Origin of the sequence: Pseudomonas sp. DTU12.1 (assembly GCF_009873475.1) — a bacterium.
Classification (GTDB): Bacteria; Pseudomonadota; Gammaproteobacteria; order Pseudomonadales; family Pseudomonadaceae; genus Aquipseudomonas; species Aquipseudomonas proteolytica.
Genome location: NZ_CP045254.1, coordinates 610,261 through 627,410 on the forward strand (window position 1 = coordinate 610,261; position 17,150 = coordinate 627,410).

Here is a 17,150-nt window from a genome sequence, read left to right on the forward strand (position 1 = left end):
AACGCTAGTTCCGTTGGGCGCCGGGCGTATGGATCACGGTCTGAAAAGAATGTAGGAAACTTCACAAGCTTTAAGCGGCGACCCGGACGGATCGCCGCGAAGGGCAGGTATCAAACCCGGAAGCGGCCGACCAATGCCTGCAGATGAGTGCCCAGGCGCGCCAGTTCGGTACTGGAGGCGGCGGTCTCTTCACTGGCCGCTGCGGTCTGCTCCGACACATCACGCACATTCAGCACGCTGCGGTTGATCTCTTCGGCCACCGCGCTCTGTTGCTCGGCGGCGGTGGCGATCTGCTGGTTCATGGCCTGGATCGCCGAAACCGTGCGAGTGATGTTTTCCAGGGCATTGCCGGCCCGGCGGGTCAGCTCGACGCTGCTGTCGGTGAGGCTGCGGCTGTTGTCCATGATGGTCGCCACTTGTTGGGTGCCACTTTGCAGGCCGACGATCAGTTCTTCGATTTCCTCGGTGGATTTCTGCGTGCGTTGCGCCAGGCTGCGCACCTCATCGGCCACCACCGCGAAGCCACGACCGGCTTCCCCGGCGCGTGCGGCTTCAATAGCGGCGTTGAGTGCCAGCAGGTTGGTTTGTTGGGCCACGGACTTGATCACGTCCAGGACGCTGCCGATCTTGTCGCTTTCGCGCTTGAGATGGCCCATGGCCTCGGTGGAGTTGCCGACTTCGCCGGCCAGGCGCTCGATCTGGGCGATGGCCTCGCCGACCACTCTGTCACCTTCGCGGGCCTGTTGGTCGGCGGCGACGGCGGCTTCGGAAGCCTCTTCGGCATTGCGCGCCACTTCCTGCACGGTGGCGGCCATTTCGTTCATGGCGGTGGCGACCTGGTCAGTCTCGACCTTCTGGCTGTTGACCCCGGCGCTGGTCTGCTCGGTAACGGCCGACAACTCTTCGGCAGCGCTGGCGATCTGCGTCACGCCGTCGCTGATCCCGCCGATCAAGTCGCGCAGGCCCATGGTCATGCTTTGCATGGCACGTTGCAGTTGGCCCAGTTCGTCCTGGCGTTGCGAGACCAGGTCGTGGGTCAGGTCACCGGCAGCGACCCGCTCGGCGACCTTGAGGGTCTGGCTCAGTGGAATCACGATCTGGCGAGTGATCGCCCAGGCCGCCACGATGCCGAAGACCAGCGCCAGGGCGGTGGCGAGCATCAACAGGAACTTGGCCTGTGCAGCGTCGGCGTCGCGGATGATGGTTTGTGAGGTTGTGAGTTTTTTGCTGCGGTCGAACAGCAGGTCGCCTTGTTCAGCCATGGCCTTGAGGGCTGCGGCGCTGGCCACCTGGGAATCACGGAACTGGCTGACTGCCGCGAGGTAGGCCTTGAGGGAGTCGCTGGCCTCTTGCAGGTTGGCGCTGTATTGCTCCGGCAATTGACTGCGCAGGCTGTCGGCGTTTTTCAGGGCGTTGGCAATGGCGTCCAGGGCCGGCTGCTCGGCCTCGACCTTGGCGCTATAGGTGTAGCCACGTACCTGGAAGCGCGCCTGTTGGATCAACTTGCTCAAGTCGATCACGCTGTTGAATTGGCTGACGCTGTCACCTTGCAGCAGGCTCTTTTCGATCTCCGCAACTCGGGCGACGGCGTTGTCAGCGGTGGCGCCGAGTTTGCTGCGGGCGTCTTCGCGATGGGCGCCAGCCTGGACCATGGCAGCGAAGGCCTGTCGATACTTGGCGACGGCCGCCAGTTGCTCATCGATGACGGCAATATCGGCCGGCTGCTCGATCTGGCTACGCGCGGTCTTGAGGCCGCTGTCGAGTTTTTCCATCAGCTCGTTGACCAGCCCGGGACCCTGTTCGCCACGGCGCATTTCATAGTCCAGGCGGGCCTGGCGCAGGTCTTTGGTCAGTTCATTGAGGCTGGAAATAAAGCCCAGTTTATCGCCCCGGCTGATCACGCCGCTAAGGCCCGTCCAGCCAGTGAAGGTGATCAGAAGCGTGAGGAGCAACACCAGGCCAAAGCCCACGCTCAACTTGCGATTGACGCTCACATTTCCCAGTTTTTCAGCTAGCCAACGGTGCATGCGGTGAACTCCCCTGAACAAGGCTTGGACTTATCCTGAGGGTATCGGCATGCACGCGCGATTCTGTAGGAGCGAGCTTGCTCGCGAAAATCGTCAACGATAACGGGTACTTGCTAAATGAACGCGCGGCTCTCAAGTTTTTCGCGAGCAAGCTCGCTCCTACAGGAGATTTCAGTGGTCTATCAGGGCGGGTTAGAAGAGGCGGGCCAGCAGCGCGGTGACGGCGGTTTCTACCCGCAGGATCCGCGCACCCAGCTGCACCGGCTGCAACCCGGCCTTGGCCAGCAAATCCACCTCATAGGGGATCCAGCCACCTTCGGGACCGATGGCCAGGGTCACCGGCTCATCCACATGGCGAGGGCAGGGCGGGTAAGTGCCGGGGTGCCCGACCAGGCCAAGGGTGCCCTGGGCCAGGGCCGGCAGGCGGTCTTCGACGAAGGGCTTGAAGCGCTTTTCGATGATGATCTCGGGCAACACGGTATCCCGGGCCTGTTCCAGTCCAAGGATCAGTTGTTCGCGAACCGCTTCGGGCTCCAGGAAGGGCGTCTGCCAGAAGCTCTTCTCGACCCGATAGCTGTTGACCAGCACCACCCGTGGCACGCCCATGGACGCCACCGTCTGCAACACCCGACGGAGCATTTTCGGGCGCGGCAGGGCCAGCAGTAACGTCAGTGGCAGTTTGGCCGGTGGCGGCTGGTCGAGGGTGATTTGCAGCTCGGCTTCGTCCGCTTCCAGGCGCAGCAGCTGGGCATTGCCCATCAGAGCGCCAATGCGCCCCACGCGCAGGCTGTCGCCGACCGCCGCGCGATGCACTTGCTGCATGTGCACCAGGCGTCGGTCACGCAGCACCACCCGGTCGGCCGCGATAAAGTCGGCGTCTTCAAGCAGCAGCAGGTTCACGGTTGTGTCGCTGGCGGCTGGTCGTCATCGGCGGGTTGGTCATCCGGGTGTTCGCCACGCTTGCTCACCAGGCTGCCAAACAGGATGCCTACTTCAAACAGCATCCACATCGGCACGGCCAGCAAGGTTTGCGAGAAGATATCCGGCGGGGTCAGGATCATGCCGACCACGAAGCAGCCGATGATCACGTAAGGGCGGATCTTGCGCAGGTACTGCACGTCGACCACGCCGATCCACACCAGCAATACCACCGCCACCGGGATCTCGAAGGCCACGCCAAAGGCGAAGAACAGCGTCATCACGAAGTCGAGGTAGCTGGTGATATCGGTCATCATTTCCACGCCGGCCGGGGTGGCGGCGGCGAAGAACTTGAAGATCAGCGGGAACACCAGGAAGTACGCAAACGCCATGCCGGTGTAGAACAGCATGATGCTCGACACCAGCAGCGGCACCGCGATGCGCTTTTCATGCTTGTACAGGCCCGGGGCGATAAAGCCCCAGATCTGGTGCAGGATCACCGGGATCGCCAAAAACAGCGAAACCATCATCGTCAGCTTGAGCGGCGTCAGGAACGGCGAGGACACGTCGGTGGCGATCATCGTCGCGCCCACCGGCAGGTACTCGCGCAGTGGCGTGGAGACAAAGGTGTAGATCTGCTGGGTAAAGGCAAACAGCCCGGCAAAAATCACGAAGATCGCCGCGACACACCGCAGCAAGCGGGTGCGCAACTCGGTGAGGTGCGAGACCAGCGGCATGTGCTGGTCGTTTTCCGGTTTATCAGCGCTCATGGGGCTCGCGGCGGCAATGTAGGGTCGTGGGGAGCGGGCGACGCGGCGGGCGTCGGCGCTGGCTCTGCTGGGGGCACGGGCGTTGCGGCCGGGGTGGTTGGGGCCACTGGCGCAATGCTCTGCTCGGCCACCGGCTCAACCGGTGTCGGCGCCTGTTGCTGGGGCGCGAGAATTTTCCGCGCTTCCTGCTCCAGGGACAGAATGTGTTCGTTGTGCAGTTGCCGACGGATTTCGTCGGCGCCGATTTCCCGTTCAACTTCCTGTTTGATGGCGTTGAAACTGCGTTTCAGGCGCCCGACCCACAGGCCGGCCGTGCGTGCGGCGCCGGGCAGGCGTTCAGGCCCCAGCACCAACAGGGCAACAAGGCCGACGAGCAGCAGTTCAGAGAAGCTGATACCAAACATTAGTCAGTGCTCACGAGTCTTTGCGGGACGGCTCTTCGACTTTCTCGGCCTGTACGTCGAAGGTGCGACGCTCAGTGATCGGCTGCGCGGCCTGAGGGTGTACAGGTTGCGCCGGTGGGACCGGATTTGCGCCGGCATCGGCCGGTTTTTCGTCGTCGTTCATGGCCTTGCGAAAGCCCTTGATGGATTCGCCGACATCGGTGCCCAGGTTCTTCAGTTTCTTGGTACCGAACACCAGGACGACTACCACGAGAATGACGATCCAGTGTTTCCAGTCAAAAATGCCCATGCTGCAATTCCTCAGTCAGAAAGTTATTCAGGCGGACGGGCGCGAGGCCTTTTCGGCGTGCCCGGACAAGCCGAAGCGACGGTCCAGTTCATCCAGCACGGCCTGTGGGTGCTGCCCCAGTTGGGCGAGCATCACCAGGCTATGGAACCACAAGTCGGCGGTCTCATAGATTACATCGCTGTAGTCGCCGCTGATTTCGGCATCCTTGGCGGCGATGATGGTCTCGACGGATTCTTCGCCGAGTTTTTCCAGAATCTTGTTCAGGCCCTTGTGGTACAGGCTGGCGACATAGGAGCTGTCGGCGTCCGCACCTTTGCGGTCTTCCAGCACCTGGGCCACACGGTTCAGGGTATCGCTCATGTTCAATGTCCTGCCGAGTAAATGGCGTGCGGGTCTTTGAGCACCGGCTCGACGGTTTTCCACGCGCCGTTCTCGAACACCCGGTAGAAGCAGCTGTGGCGGCCGGTATGACAGGCGATGTCGCCGATCTGCTCGACCATCAGCACGATCACATCGGCGTCGCAATCCAGGCGCATCTCGTGCAGTTTTTGCACATGCCCGGACTCTTCGCCCTTGCGCCACAGTTTGCCACGGGAACGTGACCAGTAGATGGCACGCTGCTCGGCGGCAGTCAGGCTCAGGGCCTCGCGGTTCATCCAGGCCATCATCAGGATGCGCCCGGTCTTGTGGTCCTGGGCAATGGCTGGCACCAGGCCGTCACTGTCCCACTTGATCTCGTCCAGCCAGTCTTTCATCTTCGACTCCGACAGCCGTGCGTGGCCCGCCCCGGCATTGTGCAACAGTGTATAACCGGTCGGCCTATCGACGCACGACCAGATAAAGGCCCACGGCGACCATGATTGCGGCCGGCCAGTGACCCAGTTCGTGCAACGGCCCGCCGACGGCAAGCACCGCGCCAGCGCCCAGGTGCGCCGCGCCCAGCAGGCGCAGGAACCAGTCGTCCTTGCGCTGGTGCCACGGCGGCGCCGGGTCCTTGGCGTGGGGCTGGGACATGCGCTCGAGCAGGTCGCGGGTCATGTTGGCCAGGTGCGGCAATTGCTCGACCTGGCTTTGCAGGTTGCCCAGCAGGGTTTTCGGGCTGACGCGCTCGCGCATCCAGCGCTCAAGGAACGGTTGTGCGGTGTTCCACAGGTCCAGGTCCGGGTACAGCTGGCGGCCCAGGCCTTCGATATTGAGCAGGGTCTTTTGCAGCAGTACCAGTTGCGGCTGCACTTCCATATTGAAGCGCCGCGCCGTCTGGAACAGGCGCATCAGTACCTGGCCGAAGGAAATATCTTTTAACGGTTTTTCGAAGATCGGCTCGCACACGGTGCGGATCGCCGCTTCGAACTCATTGAGCTTGGTTTCGGCCGGCACCCAGCCCGAATCGATGTGCAATTGCGCCACGCGGCGGTAGTCACGCTTGAAGAAGGCAAACAGGTTGCGCGCCAGGTAGTCCTGGTCCTCGGGGGTGAGGCTGCCGACGATGCCACAGTCGATGGCGATGTACTGCGGGCTCCACGGGTTCACCGTACTGACGAAGATATTGCCGGGGTGCATGTCGGCGTGGAAGAAACTGTCGCGAAACACCTGGGTAAAGAAAATCTCCACACCGCGTTCGGCGAGCATCTTCATATCGGTGCGCTGGTCGGCCAGGGTCGCCAGGTCGGTGACCTGCACCCCGTAGATACGCTCCATCACCAGCACTTTCGGCCGGCACCAGTCCCAATACACCTGCGGCACATACAGCAGCGGCGAGCCCTCGAAGTTACGCTTGAGCTGGCTGGCGTTGGCCGCCTCGCGCAGCAGGTCGAGTTCGTCGTAGATGGTTTTTTCGTAGTCGGCGACCACGTCCACCGGGTGCAGCAGGCGCGCATCGGCAGAGAACCGCTCGGCGGCGCGGGCAAGGATGAACAGCCACGCCAGGTCCTGGCCGATGATCGGCTTGAGGCCAGGGCGGATCACCTTGACCACGACTTCTTCGCCGGTTTTCAGCTGCGCGGCATGCACCTGGGCGACCGAAGCCGAGGCCAGGGGCTCGACGTCGAACCGGCTGAACACTTCGCTGATTTTCTTGCCCAGCTGTTCTTCGATCAGCTTCATCGATTGCTGTGAGTCGAACGGCGGCACGCGGTCTTGCAGCAGCATCAGCTCGTCGGCGATATCTTCGGGCAGCAGGTCACGGCGGGTGGACAGGATCTGCCCGAACTTGATGAAGATCGGCCCCAGGTCCTGCAAGGCCAGGCGCAGGCGCGCACCACGGCTCAGGTCCAGGGTCTTGCGCGGGAACCAGCGCCACGGCAGCACATAGCGCACCGCCAGCAGAAACCACGGCAGCGGCAGGGCGAACAGCAGGTCATCGAGGCGGTAGCGAATGACGACGCGTTGGATTCGGAACAGACGGCGGACGGCGAGCAGCTTCATGCGTTATCGCTTGGATCAAGGGAGCGGCTCAGGCGCTCGAAGCGCGCCTCAAGCCGTTCCAGGTCGAGTTTGGCCTGGTCGAGTTCACGAAAGCGCGCTTCGGCTTCCCGTTGTCCGACGAGGGTGCGCGATTCTTCGCTCAGGTATTCGGCGAGGTTTTGATTGAGGCTGGCGAAACCCTGTTGGTACCAGCGCGAGCGGCTGCGCAGGTGCCCGCTGATCAGTTGGGTGGCCACGGGGCCGAGCCAGCGGGACAGCTCGTATTCCCAGTCCAGCTCCAGGTCTTGCAGCACGGCGGCCAGGTCCATCAGCACCGCGCTATCGCCTTCAAGCTCCACGTCCGGGCCGTGCAGGATCGCGGTCTTGTCCCGGCTCATGGCCAGGCGCAGCAGGCTTGAGCCGGAGGCACGCAGGGTGCAGTCGGCATCGGCGGCCCAGTGTGCCGCCAGCAACAGGCCTTCATCGCTGGGCAGGATGAACAGTTGCAAGGCGGGGCTGGTGCAATCGACGGCAATGATCTTGCCATTGAGGTGCGCCAGCCGCGCCAGAGCGGTGCTGTCCAGGCGCAGGACACGGTTGAGGCCGTGTTCGGCGCTGGCGAGAAGGCCCGTGAACAACATCAGGGTTTGATGCCGCGGTGCAGGGCAACGATGCCGGAGGTCATGTTGTGGTAGGTCACGCGGTCGAAACCGGCCTCGACCATCATCGACTTCAGGGTTTCCTGGTTCGGGTGCATGCGGATCGATTCGGCCAGGTAGCGATAGCTTTCGGCGTCATTGGTGATCAGCTTGCCCATCAACGGCATGAAGGCGAACGAGTAGGTGTCGTAGACCTTGGACATCAGCGCGTTGGTCGGCTTGGAGAACTCCAGCACCAGCAGGCGGCCGCCCGGCTTGAGCACCCGCAGCATCGAGCGCAGGGCGTCTTCTTTATGGGTCACGTTGCGCAGGCCGAAGGCGATGGTCACGCAGTCGAAATGGTTGTCGGGGAACGGCAGCTTTTCAGCGTCGGCCTGGACGAATTCGATATTGCCCGCCACGCCCTTGTCCAGCAGGCGATCGCGGCCCACCTTGAGCATCGAGCCATTGATGTCGGCCAATACCACCTGGCCGGTAGGGCCAACGAGCTTGGAGAACTTGGCTGCCAGGTCGCCTGTGCCGCCGGCGATGTCCAGCACCCGGTTGCCGGTGCGCACGCCCGACAACTCGATAGTGAACCGTTTCCACAGGCGGTGCATGCCGCCCGACAGTACGTCGTTCATCAGGTCGTACTTGGCGGCCACGGAGTGGAACACTTCAGCGACTTTTTCCGCTTTCTGGCTTTCCGGGACGTTCTTGAAGCCGAAGTGAGTGGTGGGTTCGGCATCGCTGCCTTTGCGCTGATCAGTCATATCGCTGTCACCAAAAGAGAATGCGGGACATGATAATCCCCAGGGCCTGCTTTGTCTTGGCAAGGCTGAAGGTAAGATAGATCGCCACCGAGACCTTTTGCCGCATGGCCGGGTAAACAAGGGGCTCAATAAGTCTTTGCAGCGAGGAGTCATTCACATGGCCCGGATACAGGTTGAACGTGCCCATACACTTGGCAAAGAAGTCGCCAGGGCGAAGGCCGACAAGTTGGCGCACAAACTCAAGGAACAATACGGCCTTGAGCCGTCGTGGTCCGGCGATACGCTGAACCTCAAGCGCTCCGGGGTCAAAGGCACGGTGAAAGTAGCCGAGGATTCTTTAAGGATCGAGGTGGAGCTGGGTCTATTGATGTCGGCCATGAGTGGCACCATCAAGTCGGAAATCGAAAAGGCCCTGGATAAGGCACTGGCCTGACCTGTACTTGCAGCGCAAACACTCAACTGTGGCAAGTAGGCTGTTGTGGCGAGGGGGCTCGTCCCCCGTTGGGCTGCGCAGCAGCCCCAATAAGGCACACCTCATTTTTATCAGATACACCGAGGTGCCAGGCTTTGGGGCTGCTGCGCAGCCCAGCGGGGGACAAGCTCCCTCGCCACGACTGGGCACGAAGTGGTACTTGAGCGCCTTTGAAAGGGCTGCTTGTTAGGGTGCCGATTCTAATTTTTCTCCCTACTTTGTAGTCAGCCCTCAACTCCTGTGGGCAGTTCCTCCACCCTTTTATGCGTGAGGTGCACCATGGCCAAAGTTATTTTGAAGAAAAAAATCGACACCCAAAACAACGCTCTGAGTGAGGTTAAAACCTATGCTCGCAAGATCTGGTTGGCGGGTTTGGGGGCTTACGCGAAGGTCGGCAGCGAAGGCAGCGAGTACTTCAAGGAACTCGTTAAGTCCGGTCAACATGTTGAAAGCAAAGGCAAAAAAGTTGTGAATGAACAACTTGATGCAGCCAACAGTCAGATTGATTACGTCAAGAGCAATGTCTGCGACGTCAAAGGTCGTGTGGAAGTGCAACTGGATAAAGTCGAGAAGGCTTTTGATGCGCGTGTCGCAAGTGCCTTGAATCGTATCGGCATTGCGTCTAAACATGACGTGGAGACACTCTCTGCTAAGCTCGATGAGCTAACGGCATTGCTCGAACGTGTCGCGCGTAAACACTAAGGAGACATCGGATGGCTGTTAAAAAGACTACTCAGAAAGAAGGCAGCTCTTGGGTCGGGAAAGTTGAAGAATACTCCCGCAAGATCTGGCTGGCTGGTTTAGGCGTGTACTCGAAGATCGACAGTGACGGCAGCAAACTCTTCGAGACTTTGGTTAAAGACGGCGAGAAGGCCGAGAAGTTGACCAAGAGCACCGTCGGTAAACAAGTCGATGCGGCCAAGGCGAGCGCCAGCTCTGCCAAGTCCCGTATCAGTGATGCCAAAAAACAGGTCCTGGGTACCTGGGGCGAACTGGAAGGTGCACTCGACAAGCGTCTTAACAGTGCCATTTCGCGCCTGGGCGTGCCTAGCCGCAATGAAGTGAAGGCACTGCACAGCAAGGTCGATACCCTGACCAAGCAGATCGAGAAACTGACCGGCGCCAAAGTGGCTCCCGCCAAAGCGGCGGCAAAACCTGCTGCCAAGCCGGTTGCGAAAACCGCGGCAGCCAAGCCTGCAGCGAAAACCGCAGCCAAACCGTTGGTCAAGGCCGCCGCCAAACCTGCGGCCAAGAAACCCGTGGCTGCCAAAGCTGCTGCAAAACCTGTGGCCAAGCCAGCCGCGAAACCGGCCGCCAAGCCAGCAGCCAAGCCAGCGGCAAAAACCGCTGCGGCGAAACCTGCGGCCAAGCCCGTTGCAGCCAAACCGGCCGCCAAGCCTGCAGCGGCCAAACCTGCTGCAAAGCCTGCGGCGAAAAAGCCGGCTGTAGCCAAGAAGCCAGCAGCACCAAAGCCAGCCGTTGCGGCCAAACCCGCAACGACGGCATCCGCGACCAACTCGGCCACTGCGCCGACGCCCGCTGCGGCTACCCCGACTGTCACGCCGGTAACCCCGCCTACCAGTCAGTCCTGATCGTTACGGGACACCTGAAAACGCCCGGCCTGCAAAGGTTGGGCGTTTTTTATTGTGCGCAACGAGCTATTTCGCCAGCGCCATCCAAACCCATCAGTTGTAGGTGATTGAAACGGTCACCGCGCTCACCAGCGTGCCTTGGCTGATCGCTGCGCCGGTTTTATGGTACGCCGCCGTGAGCGGGATCACCGCCTTGTGGCTGTTCGTTGCAATCTTGCGGCTGCGTTTGGCCACGTTGCCATTGGCAGCAATCGCAAAAACCGGGGACGCGCGGTGTGCCAACCACAAGGCCGTGCCTTTCGATGTCCCCGTATTGGAAAACAATGCCGGATTGCCGGTCGACGGCGTGCCGGCGAACAGGAACGTCACGTGGCGGATGTCCGATTCGCAATCGGCCGAAATCTCGAAATCAAACGCGCCCGCACTCGGCGCGGCATCGAAGTCGGAGATCTTGATGGCCGGCAGCGTAAAGGTGTGGTTTTCGTCGCCGGCGGCCAGGTTGCACGTGCCGGCCTCGACCTGGCCGTTGAAGTGCAGGGTGCCCGTGGCATTTGCGTGCGCCGTATTGGCCGCGAGGCCAGCCGTCACGGCCAGCAGTAGCGAGAGTCTGCGGGTGCTCATTAGATAGTTCTCCGGGATTCAGTTGTAGGTGATGTTGACGGTAGCGGTGCTGAGGAGGGTGCCTTGGCTGACCGTGCCGTTTGTGTGGTAAGCCGCGCCCAGCGGCAGGACTGCGCGATCGCCGGAAACCACCACCGTGCGTGTGTCGCTGGTGCCGTCGGCGTTGATGTTCTGGACTGCGCCATTGATCCGCGAATACAGCCACAGTGCGACGCCGCCGGCAGTGCCGGTATTGGCGAAGAGGGCGTTGTTGCCCCCGGCGGGGGTGCCGGAAAAACGGAAAGTGACCTGGGAGGCATCCTGGCAGATCGCAGTGAGCTCGAAGTCGCGGGCGCCGGTGAAGGTGGCGTTTTGCAAAGTACTGACCTTGACCGGATCGAGTGCAATGGTGCGGTTGACGTCCCCGGTTGCCAGGTCGCAGGTGGCAGCAGGGCTGACAAACCGCACGGCGTTGCCGAGCAGCAGGGTGAAACTCTCCGGGGTGTTGTCCATCCGGTTCACCCGGATAGCCCCGGCCGGGAGGGTGCCGTCGGTGACCGGCCCGGTTTTATAGAACTTCAGCGTCGCGCCGGTGAAGCTGTGGACTTGTCCTGAGAATCTGCTCTGCTGGTTATGCAATGCGAACGGATAATCGATGCCTGCGGCATTCGTGAGTCTCAGGCGAACGCCCACACCTGGCGCTTCGGTGCGATAGGCGGCTGGGTAGCCGGGGTCTTTGGTCTGGTAGCGCCCGGTGATCGTCAACAGTGTCCAGGTGGGGCAGTTCGTGGTGAAGGCCTGCGCTGTGCCGCTGAAGGTACCACTGAAAATTTCGGCACCCACCGGGAGACTGGCCGGTACGGTGACAGTGGCGGGCATGTTGAGGGTCAGTGTGTCGTTCTGATACCGGTCGCACGCGGCGTGTGCGGCACTCGAGAGGCCGGACATCAGCAGTGTTGCAATGAGTTTGATGGGGTGTTTCATCGTCAGTCCTGCGCTGGGAAATAGGGCGTGTGCGTGGCTGTCTACAACGCGGCGTTGGCTGCATCGCCCCGGCAGGTGCCTGCGTGCAGATGACGCAGCCGCTGGGTGCCAGCCGCCTGCGCCTGGGCGTTCACGTCGTAGTGCAACTGGCACGCGGTGCTGGCGTCGGCGCCCCACCTGACGGTCAATTGACCCAACGGGCGGGCCACGCGGACAAACGCTTTGCCGCCCTGGCCGACAACCCCGACGCTGGCACCGTCCTCGTCGAACACATCGGCACCGAACGGCAGCGGGCTGCGGTCCTGGCGCGGTGCCGTGATCAATAAGGCCTGACCGCTGATCGTGCCGAATTGCAGCTTGACCACCGAACCGGCGCGGGGCGCCACATTCTGCGAGGCCGTCTTGAGCTCGACATCGACGGGCAGGTCCTTGGGGTCCAGTTCGACGATGTTCTGGCGGTAGGGCGTCAGGTGGGGCACCACGGCAAAGCCGCTGTCGGTGACTTGCGAACGGTGGTGACCATTGATTTGCGCGCCCTGGGCGTCGGGGGCTTGGACGATGCCCAGGGTATCGCCCAGTTCGGGGGCAAAAATCACCCCGCCCGAGTGGGCGACAATGCCCCCGGTCATGCCCAGGGAGGTCGAACGGTAGGCGTCGCTCTGGCCATAACCGGCAGACAGCACGCCATGGTTTGTCTGGTATTTCGCGTCGGCGCTGGTGGTGCTGCCGCTGCCTTGGGCCCGGCTGCGGCTGACGCTGTAGCTCAGTTGACTGTGTTCGCCCAGGCTGCCGCCCAGGCTGATCCGCTCACCGCTGCCTTGGTCGCCGCGGTAGGCCGTGGTAGTCAAGGTTGGCGAGCGGGCGCCGCTGCCCAGTGGCAGGCTCAAGGTGACGTCTACTTGCTGAGTGACCCTTTCACTGAGCACGTCACGGCTGCGTTGGGCGCTGACGGTGTAGTGAAGGCCTTTCCAGGTGCTGCTGTACCCCGCCGTGAACGTCAGGTTGCCCTGCGCGCGGTTCCAGTAGTTTTGTGCAGAACCTGTCAGGTACACCGAACCGCTGCCCACGCCCTGGCTCAGGCTCAGGTCCGTGCGGGCGCGCAGGCGGGTCACGTCGTCCAGGTTCAGCCCGTCGATGGCGAGGTCGCGAATGCGCGCAGCGTCGCCCAGGCTCAGGAAACCGGTGGTGGAGTAACGGTAAGCGCCAAGGGCAAAGTGGGTGCCGGTGTCTGCGAAGTTCTTGCTGTAGCGCAGTTGTACGCTCTGCCCGTCACGGGAGCCGTGACCCGGCAGATGGGCATTTGAATGGGTCAGGTCGACAGACAGCGCACCCCATGGCGTATTGAATGCCGTGCCCAGCAACTGCGATTGGTAGTCGTCACCCATCATGGCGCCGGTGTAGCCGGTCAGCAGATTGTTCAGGCCATGCTGATAAGTGGCCTGCACCAGGCTGGGCGGATGCCGCAGGCCGATTTCATCAAGTTGACCGACACTCAACGAGTGGCGGTGATAGCCGGGACGCAGCAGGTTGGCATTGGCGGCGAACGGCACGATGAACGCGCGCTGGCGCCCATCGGCTTCGGTGATCGTCACGCTCAGGTCGCCGCCATAACCGGTCGGGGAAAAGTCCTTGAGCACAAAGGGGCCGGGCGCGACGGAGACTTCGTCCAACAACACGCCGCGCTGGCGCACGCTGACGCGGGCGTTGGTCTCGGCGACGCCGCGCACCACGGGCGCAAAACCGGTCAGGGAGTCCGGCAGCATGCGGTCATCACTCGACACACTGGCACCGCGCAGGCGCACGCTGTCGAACAGCTCCCCCGGTGTGTAGATTTCGCCCACCATCAACTGTGATTGCCACGCGCTCAGCTCGCGCTGCACATAGGTGGCGTTGCTTTGATAGCCGCTGGCATTGTTGGAGTGGCTGTAACTGGCGTCGTGACGCCAGTGCCAATCACCCAGATTGAGCCCGGTGTTGAGGCCCAGGTACATCGAGCCCTGTGAGCGCCCGCCGGCCTGGGTGCTGAAGGTATTGGCGTTGTAGCGCACAAAGGCGGCATCGATGCCGCTGTCCCAGTGCCGTGGGTCGATGTAGCCCCGCGCCTGGCGAGCCAGGTAAACCTGTGGCACCTGCAGGTCCAGGCGGTTTTCGCCTGGGTCAAATTGGCCGCTGGCGCCAGGCAGATAAGTGGCGATATCGGCGCAGGGGGCAAATGCGGCGCTGCCCAGGTCGATGCCAAACCGCTGCAGCGCATCACGCTCCAGGCACACCTGGGCGCTACGCTGGCCGTCGAGTGCGACGAAGGTCAAGGTTTCGCGTCCGACCCACTGCCCGTTGAGGTGTACCTCGGTGCGGTAACTGCCGGGCAGCACCACGTTACCCTGGTTGAACTTGGCAATATCGACCTGCAAACCCGCTGCTGCACCGGCGAAGAAGGCCGGGTTGAACTCGACGTGTTCGGCACTGTGGGCGCCCATGGCATAGGCGCCGCTCAGCAGCAGGCTAGGCACCAGGGTGTTGAAACTCATATCTACGATTCTCAAAGGCAAGTGCTGTCCAAATCCCGGCATAGGGCGTCCCTACCCCGGGCAATGGGCATTCAGCGAAGGCATGTATCGAAGGGTTAATCCGCGCCGCCCCATATCGCGCGGCGCTTGCTGTGGCCAGCGGGCTTACTGTGGCGAGCGGGCTCGCCCCGCGCTGGGCTGCGAAGCAGCCCCAACAAAGCCCGCCACAGCTCCCAATACCGATGCCGTCATGGGCCCATCATGGGCAAACCTCGGTGGTGTGCCGCACCTTTGCCCCGAAGTCGTCGAGCGTCTCGAACACCAGGCTTGCACAGCGGTTCAACGGCGCGGTGAGGCGCGGTAAGGCGAAGCGCTGACGACCACCGGGTATCACCATGTTTTCAGCACCCGAGGCCGCGGGTTCGCGCACGTGCTGCTGCTCTGCCACCTGCACGCGGATCTGTTCGAAGGTCACGTGGTAAGGGCTTGGATTGAACACGTCCAGAGCCTGGCCCTGCTCGGTGGCCACGCGCTGCCACTGCAGCTTGCCGGGCGCGGCCTCGACTCCGTAGGGCAGGTGGGCCGGGCGCAGGAACAGCTTGATGCGCGAGCGGAAAGCCAGCTGAAACTGATTGCTCTGTGCAGCGCCCTGGCGCTCTGAGGGCACCTCCAGCAGGTTGAACCAGAACAGGCCTTCCTGGGCCGAGGGCAGGTTCTGGCCGGTATAAGCCAGGCGCACAACCTGTTGCTTGCCCGGCTCCATGCGAAAGATCGGCGGGATGACCACAAAAGGTGCGGTGGCCACGTCCGGGGTGGATTGTTCATCGCCGCTGTCCAGCCACGCCTGGACCAGCACCGGGGCCTGGTTCTTGCTCTCCAGCCGGACGGTCACTTCGTTGTCGTTCTGTGGATAGACAATGCGGGTGCTGTTGACGATAACGCTCGCTTGCACGGCGGCGCTGCTCAACAGCGCAACGGTTAACGTCATGAAGCGGTTGGTCGCACTCATGGCGTGACTCGCTTGGCGGGCGTAGGGCCAAGGTCAACGGAATGGCGTACGCGGGCGCCAAAATCGCTGACCGTGGTGAACTCCACTTTGGCCTCGCCGTGGGGGCGCTGGCGTAGCAGGGGGAGTGCAAACACCTTCACGCCTCCACCCGGTAGCAGCAGGCTGTCATCGGCGGCTTTGTTCGGCGCTTTACTGAAGCGTTGGCCATCGCTCAACAACTCGATCGAGGCAAGCGAAATATGGTACGGCGTCGGGTTGCTGGCTTGCAGGGCCAGGCCTTGTTCGTGGGCCAGCAGTTGCCATTGCAGTTTTGCCGGCGCGCTGTCGACCGGGTAAGGCAGGGCTTGTGGGCGCAGAAAGACGCGCAAGCGGGTGCGGAATGACAATTCAATCTGGTTCTTTTGCATCGCGTCGGTGGCAAGCGGCGGCACTTCCAGCACGTTGAGCCAGAACAGGCTTTCGCGGTCCTCGGCTATCGGCTCGCCGGTGTACCGCAGGCGTATCGCCTGTTGCTGGTGGGGCTCGATGCGCAAGATCGGTGGCGACAGGGTGAACGGGGTTTTCGCCGCCGCGGGGGGCGAATGCCGATCACCGGCGTCCAGCCAGGCTTGCACCAGCGCGGGACGTGTCCCTTTGTTCTCCAGGCGCACCACCACCTCCTGCTGTTGCGCGGGGTAGATCACCCGTGTGCCGTGAACAATCACCCCGGCATGGGATGGCGGGGGCAGCAGCAGTAACAAGCAGCAGGCACAGGCGAGCAGCACCCGGCAGTTTGTTGTTTTCATTGTCTGAAATCTCTTCGCATCAGGCAGTACCGACCTGCGCGATTCACGCAGGTCGACACTGGCAAGGCTGGTTGCGCCCTTACTCGGCGTACTCGATCAAAAAGCCGACACGGGTCTTGACCTTGCCTTCGGTGGCAGGCGCGCTGGCGTACATTTGCGCAGCCAGGGGGATCAGTGCCTGGTTGTCGGCGATCACCACACCGGTGGATTTCTCGCTGTAAAGATTGATCGGCGTGCCATCGCGGTTGGTGACTTCGATCTGTACGTTCTTGGCGTTGCTGCTGTCGGACGGATTATCGTAACCGTCGATGTTCAAGCGCCCGGTTGCCACATCAATGGCCGGGCTGGTCGGGTCAAAGGCCACCATGGCGGTGCGCCCGTTGGTGCAACTGCCTTCGCCGGGGGCGCCAATACGGATGGTGAAGCCCGTGAGGTTGGCGCGATTGCCTGCGACGGCCAGGCGCGCAGCCGACACGCCCCCCAGGTTGATGTCCTTGACCACTGCCCCAGAGCCCGGTGCTGCGCCCTCGATCGTGCAGGTGACATCGGTCACCAGACCGCTGAAGTTGATAACGCCATCTGCTGCGTGGGCGGCTTGTGAAACTGCGGCGGCCAAGGCCAGCGCGGCTGTAAGCGTGGATACAGTGTTGCCTTTCATCGTGTTTCCAGTCGTGAGTCATCGGGGTGGCCCGCCAGTGTTTCAAACGCTGGGTGCTTAAATGGCGGGGAGCCCTAATTTGTCTGTTTGCGCGCGTTGCATCTATAGAGAAGTAGCGAGTTTTGTCTCGTAATTGTTCGAAAACAAAATTAATAAATTTCAGAATTTTCTGTAGTACTAAGAATGGTCTGTAGGTAATTGCTGTAGGCATCTAACTTATTGCTGTGTTGTATTGATCCTAGTGTGTGGCCGGGTATACCGTGCTTGCAGTAACAGATCAGGTATGTGCTGCTGCATTCATTTAAGCGAGGCTATTTATGC

The 17,150-nt window shown here is 61.9% G+C and carries 19 protein-coding genes and 1 pseudogene; 3 read left to right on the forward strand and 17 right to left on the reverse strand.

Annotated features, from left to right (window positions below; translation table 11 throughout):
• Positions 1 to 110: 110 nt before the first annotated feature.
• The 11 genes and pseudogenes from GDV60_RS27035 to ubiE form a co-directional block, all read right to left on the reverse strand.
• Positions 111 to 983: a methyl-accepting chemotaxis protein gene (locus GDV60_RS27035; protein WP_371923394.1), complete on the reverse strand. Its 873-nt coding sequence runs from the start codon at positions 981 to 983 to the stop codon at positions 111 to 113.
• Positions 966 to 2,027: pseudogene (locus GDV60_RS27040) on the reverse strand (methyl-accepting chemotaxis protein); the annotation flags it as partial. The pseudogene GDV60_RS27040 and the gene GDV60_RS27035, both read right to left, overlap by 18 nt.
• A 192-nt stretch (positions 2,028 to 2,219) precedes the next feature.
• Positions 2,220 to 2,927 (reverse strand): 16S rRNA (uracil(1498)-N(3))-methyltransferase, encoded by a 708-nt coding sequence (locus GDV60_RS02665; RefSeq protein WP_159906192.1) that lies wholly within the window; start codon positions 2,925 to 2,927, stop codon positions 2,220 to 2,222.
• Complete coding sequence (gene tatC / locus GDV60_RS02670) at positions 2,924 to 3,715, reverse strand: twin-arginine translocase subunit TatC (RefSeq protein WP_029295992.1); 792 nt, start codon at positions 3,713 to 3,715, stop codon at positions 2,924 to 2,926. Before tatC ends, GDV60_RS02665 begins: the two co-directional genes overlap by 4 nt.
• Positions 3,712 to 4,119: a Sec-independent protein translocase protein TatB gene (tatB, locus tag GDV60_RS02675; RefSeq protein ID WP_159906194.1), complete on the reverse strand. Its 408-nt coding sequence runs from the start codon at positions 4,117 to 4,119 to the stop codon at positions 3,712 to 3,714. Before tatB ends, tatC begins: the two co-directional genes overlap by 4 nt.
• A gap of 10 nt (positions 4,120 to 4,129) precedes the next feature.
• Positions 4,130 to 4,408 (reverse strand): twin-arginine translocase TatA/TatE family subunit, encoded by a 279-nt coding sequence (locus GDV60_RS02680; protein ID WP_029295996.1) that lies wholly within the window; start codon positions 4,406 to 4,408, stop codon positions 4,130 to 4,132.
• A gap of 27 nt (positions 4,409 to 4,435) precedes the next feature.
• Positions 4,436 to 4,768 (reverse strand): phosphoribosyl-ATP diphosphatase, encoded by a 333-nt coding sequence (locus GDV60_RS02685; protein ID WP_029295998.1) that lies wholly within the window; start codon positions 4,766 to 4,768, stop codon positions 4,436 to 4,438.
• A gap of 2 nt (positions 4,769 to 4,770) precedes the next feature.
• Entirely contained in the window at positions 4,771 to 5,163 is a 393-nt protein-coding gene (hisI, locus tag GDV60_RS02690) for a phosphoribosyl-AMP cyclohydrolase (RefSeq protein WP_029296001.1), read from the reverse strand.
• A gap of 64 nt (positions 5,164 to 5,227) precedes the next feature.
• Positions 5,228 to 6,832, reverse strand: coding sequence for a ubiquinone biosynthesis regulatory protein kinase UbiB (ubiB, locus tag GDV60_RS02695; RefSeq protein ID WP_070995898.1), 1,605 nt, complete (start codon positions 6,830 to 6,832; stop codon positions 5,228 to 5,230).
• A complete protein-coding gene (locus tag GDV60_RS02700) occupies positions 6,829 to 7,452 on the reverse strand; it encodes an SCP2 domain-containing protein (protein ID WP_159906196.1) in 624 nt (207 codons plus the stop codon). The genes ubiB and GDV60_RS02700 overlap by 4 nt, the downstream gene beginning before the upstream one ends.
• Complete coding sequence (ubiE, locus tag GDV60_RS02705) at positions 7,452 to 8,222, reverse strand: bifunctional demethylmenaquinone methyltransferase/2-methoxy-6-polyprenyl-1,4-benzoquinol methylase UbiE (protein WP_003209306.1); 771 nt, start codon at positions 8,220 to 8,222, stop codon at positions 7,452 to 7,454. Before ubiE ends, GDV60_RS02700 begins: the two co-directional genes overlap by 1 nt.
• 157 nt (positions 8,223 to 8,379) lie before the next feature.
• On the opposite strand from ubiE, the gene GDV60_RS02710 reads away from it, so the two are divergent.
• From GDV60_RS02710 to GDV60_RS02720, 3 genes are all read left to right on the forward strand, one after another.
• Positions 8,380 to 8,655 (forward strand): polyhydroxyalkanoic acid system family protein, encoded by a 276-nt coding sequence (locus GDV60_RS02710; protein WP_070995896.1) that lies wholly within the window; start codon positions 8,380 to 8,382, stop codon positions 8,653 to 8,655.
• A gap of 318 nt (positions 8,656 to 8,973) precedes the next feature.
• The gene (locus tag GDV60_RS02715; RefSeq protein ID WP_092232866.1) at positions 8,974 to 9,396 is read left to right on the forward strand and encodes a phasin family protein; all 423 of its coding nucleotides are present in this window, start codon (positions 8,974 to 8,976) and stop codon (positions 9,394 to 9,396) included.
• A gap of 11 nt (positions 9,397 to 9,407) precedes the next feature.
• Positions 9,408 to 10,286: a phasin family protein gene (locus GDV60_RS02720; RefSeq protein WP_159906198.1), complete on the forward strand. Its 879-nt coding sequence runs from the start codon at positions 9,408 to 9,410 to the stop codon at positions 10,284 to 10,286.
• A gap of 93 nt (positions 10,287 to 10,379) precedes the next feature.
• Here the strand turns inward: GDV60_RS02720 and GDV60_RS02725 are convergent, their stop codons facing one another.
• From GDV60_RS02725 to GDV60_RS02750, 6 genes are all read right to left on the reverse strand, one after another.
• Positions 10,380 to 10,907 carry a fimbrial protein gene (locus GDV60_RS02725; RefSeq protein WP_159906200.1) on the reverse strand — a complete coding sequence of 176 codons (528 nt, stop codon included), beginning with the start codon at positions 10,905 to 10,907 and terminating at the stop codon, positions 10,380 to 10,382.
• 18 nt (positions 10,908 to 10,925) lie between these two features.
• Positions 10,926 to 11,870 (reverse strand): fimbrial protein, encoded by a 945-nt coding sequence (locus GDV60_RS02730; RefSeq protein WP_092232872.1) that lies wholly within the window; start codon positions 11,868 to 11,870, stop codon positions 10,926 to 10,928.
• A gap of 41 nt (positions 11,871 to 11,911) precedes the next feature.
• The gene (locus GDV60_RS02735) at positions 11,912 to 14,398 is read right to left on the reverse strand and encodes a fimbria/pilus outer membrane usher protein (protein ID WP_159906202.1); all 2,487 of its coding nucleotides are present in this window, start codon (positions 14,396 to 14,398) and stop codon (positions 11,912 to 11,914) included.
• 238 nt (positions 14,399 to 14,636) lie between these two features.
• The gene (locus tag GDV60_RS02740; protein WP_256679353.1) at positions 14,637 to 15,386 is read right to left on the reverse strand and encodes a molecular chaperone; all 750 of its coding nucleotides are present in this window, start codon (positions 15,384 to 15,386) and stop codon (positions 14,637 to 14,639) included.
• Positions 15,383 to 16,171, reverse strand: coding sequence for a molecular chaperone (locus tag GDV60_RS02745; protein WP_092232878.1), 789 nt, complete (start codon positions 16,169 to 16,171; stop codon positions 15,383 to 15,385). The genes GDV60_RS02740 and GDV60_RS02745 overlap by 4 nt, the downstream gene beginning before the upstream one ends.
• Before the next feature lie 79 nt (positions 16,172 to 16,250).
• The gene (locus GDV60_RS02750; protein ID WP_092232880.1) at positions 16,251 to 16,829 is read right to left on the reverse strand and encodes a fimbrial protein; all 579 of its coding nucleotides are present in this window, start codon (positions 16,827 to 16,829) and stop codon (positions 16,251 to 16,253) included.
• Positions 16,830 to 17,150 lie beyond the last annotated feature (321 nt).

Bases quoted from the DNA above. Each gene is read 5' to 3' on its own strand.
- GDV60_RS27035 (WP_371923394.1), bottom strand. From the start codon at position 983: ATGCAAAGCATGACCATGGGCCTGCGCGACTTGATCGGCGGGATCAGC.
- tatC (WP_029295992.1), bottom strand. From the start codon at position 3,715: ATGAGCGCTGATAAACCGGAAAACGACCAGCACATGCCGCTGGTCTCG.
- tatB (WP_159906194.1), bottom strand. From the start codon at position 4,119: ATGTTTGGTATCAGCTTCTCTGAACTGCTGCTCGTCGGCCTTGTTGCC.
- GDV60_RS02680 (WP_029295996.1), bottom strand. From the start codon at position 4,408: ATGGGCATTTTTGACTGGAAACACTGGATCGTCATTCTCGTGGTAGTC.
- GDV60_RS02685 (WP_029295998.1), bottom strand. From the start codon at position 4,768: ATGAGCGATACCCTGAACCGTGTGGCCCAGGTGCTGGAAGACCGCAAA.
- hisI (WP_029296001.1), bottom strand. From the start codon at position 5,163: ATGAAAGACTGGCTGGACGAGATCAAGTGGGACAGTGACGGCCTGGTG.
- ubiB (WP_070995898.1), bottom strand. From the start codon at position 6,832: ATGAAGCTGCTCGCCGTCCGCCGTCTGTTCCGAATCCAACGCGTCGTC.
- GDV60_RS02700 (WP_159906196.1), bottom strand. From the start codon at position 7,452: ATGTTGTTCACGGGCCTTCTCGCCAGCGCCGAACACGGCCTCAACCGT.
- ubiE (WP_003209306.1), bottom strand. From the start codon at position 8,222: ATGACTGATCAGCGCAAAGGCAGCGATGCCGAACCCACCACTCACTTC.
- GDV60_RS02710 (WP_070995896.1), top strand. From the start codon at position 8,380: ATGGCCCGGATACAGGTTGAACGTGCCCATACACTTGGCAAAGAAGTC.
- GDV60_RS02715 (WP_092232866.1), top strand. From the start codon at position 8,974: ATGGCCAAAGTTATTTTGAAGAAAAAAATCGACACCCAAAACAACGCT.
- GDV60_RS02720 (WP_159906198.1), top strand. From the start codon at position 9,408: ATGGCTGTTAAAAAGACTACTCAGAAAGAAGGCAGCTCTTGGGTCGGG.
- GDV60_RS02725 (WP_159906200.1), bottom strand. From the start codon at position 10,907: ATGAGCACCCGCAGACTCTCGCTACTGCTGGCCGTGACGGCTGGCCTC.
- GDV60_RS02730 (WP_092232872.1), bottom strand. From the start codon at position 11,870: ATGAAACACCCCATCAAACTCATTGCAACACTGCTGATGTCCGGCCTC.
- GDV60_RS02735 (WP_159906202.1), bottom strand. From the start codon at position 14,398: ATGAGTTTCAACACCCTGGTGCCTAGCCTGCTGCTGAGCGGCGCCTAT.
- GDV60_RS02740 (WP_256679353.1), bottom strand. From the start codon at position 15,386: ATGAGTGCGACCAACCGCTTCATGACGTTAACCGTTGCGCTGTTGAGC.
- GDV60_RS02745 (WP_092232878.1), bottom strand. From the start codon at position 16,171: ATGAAAACAACAAACTGCCGGGTGCTGCTCGCCTGTGCCTGCTGCTTG.
- GDV60_RS02750 (WP_092232880.1), bottom strand. From the start codon at position 16,829: ATGAAAGGCAACACTGTATCCACGCTTACAGCCGCGCTGGCCTTGGCC.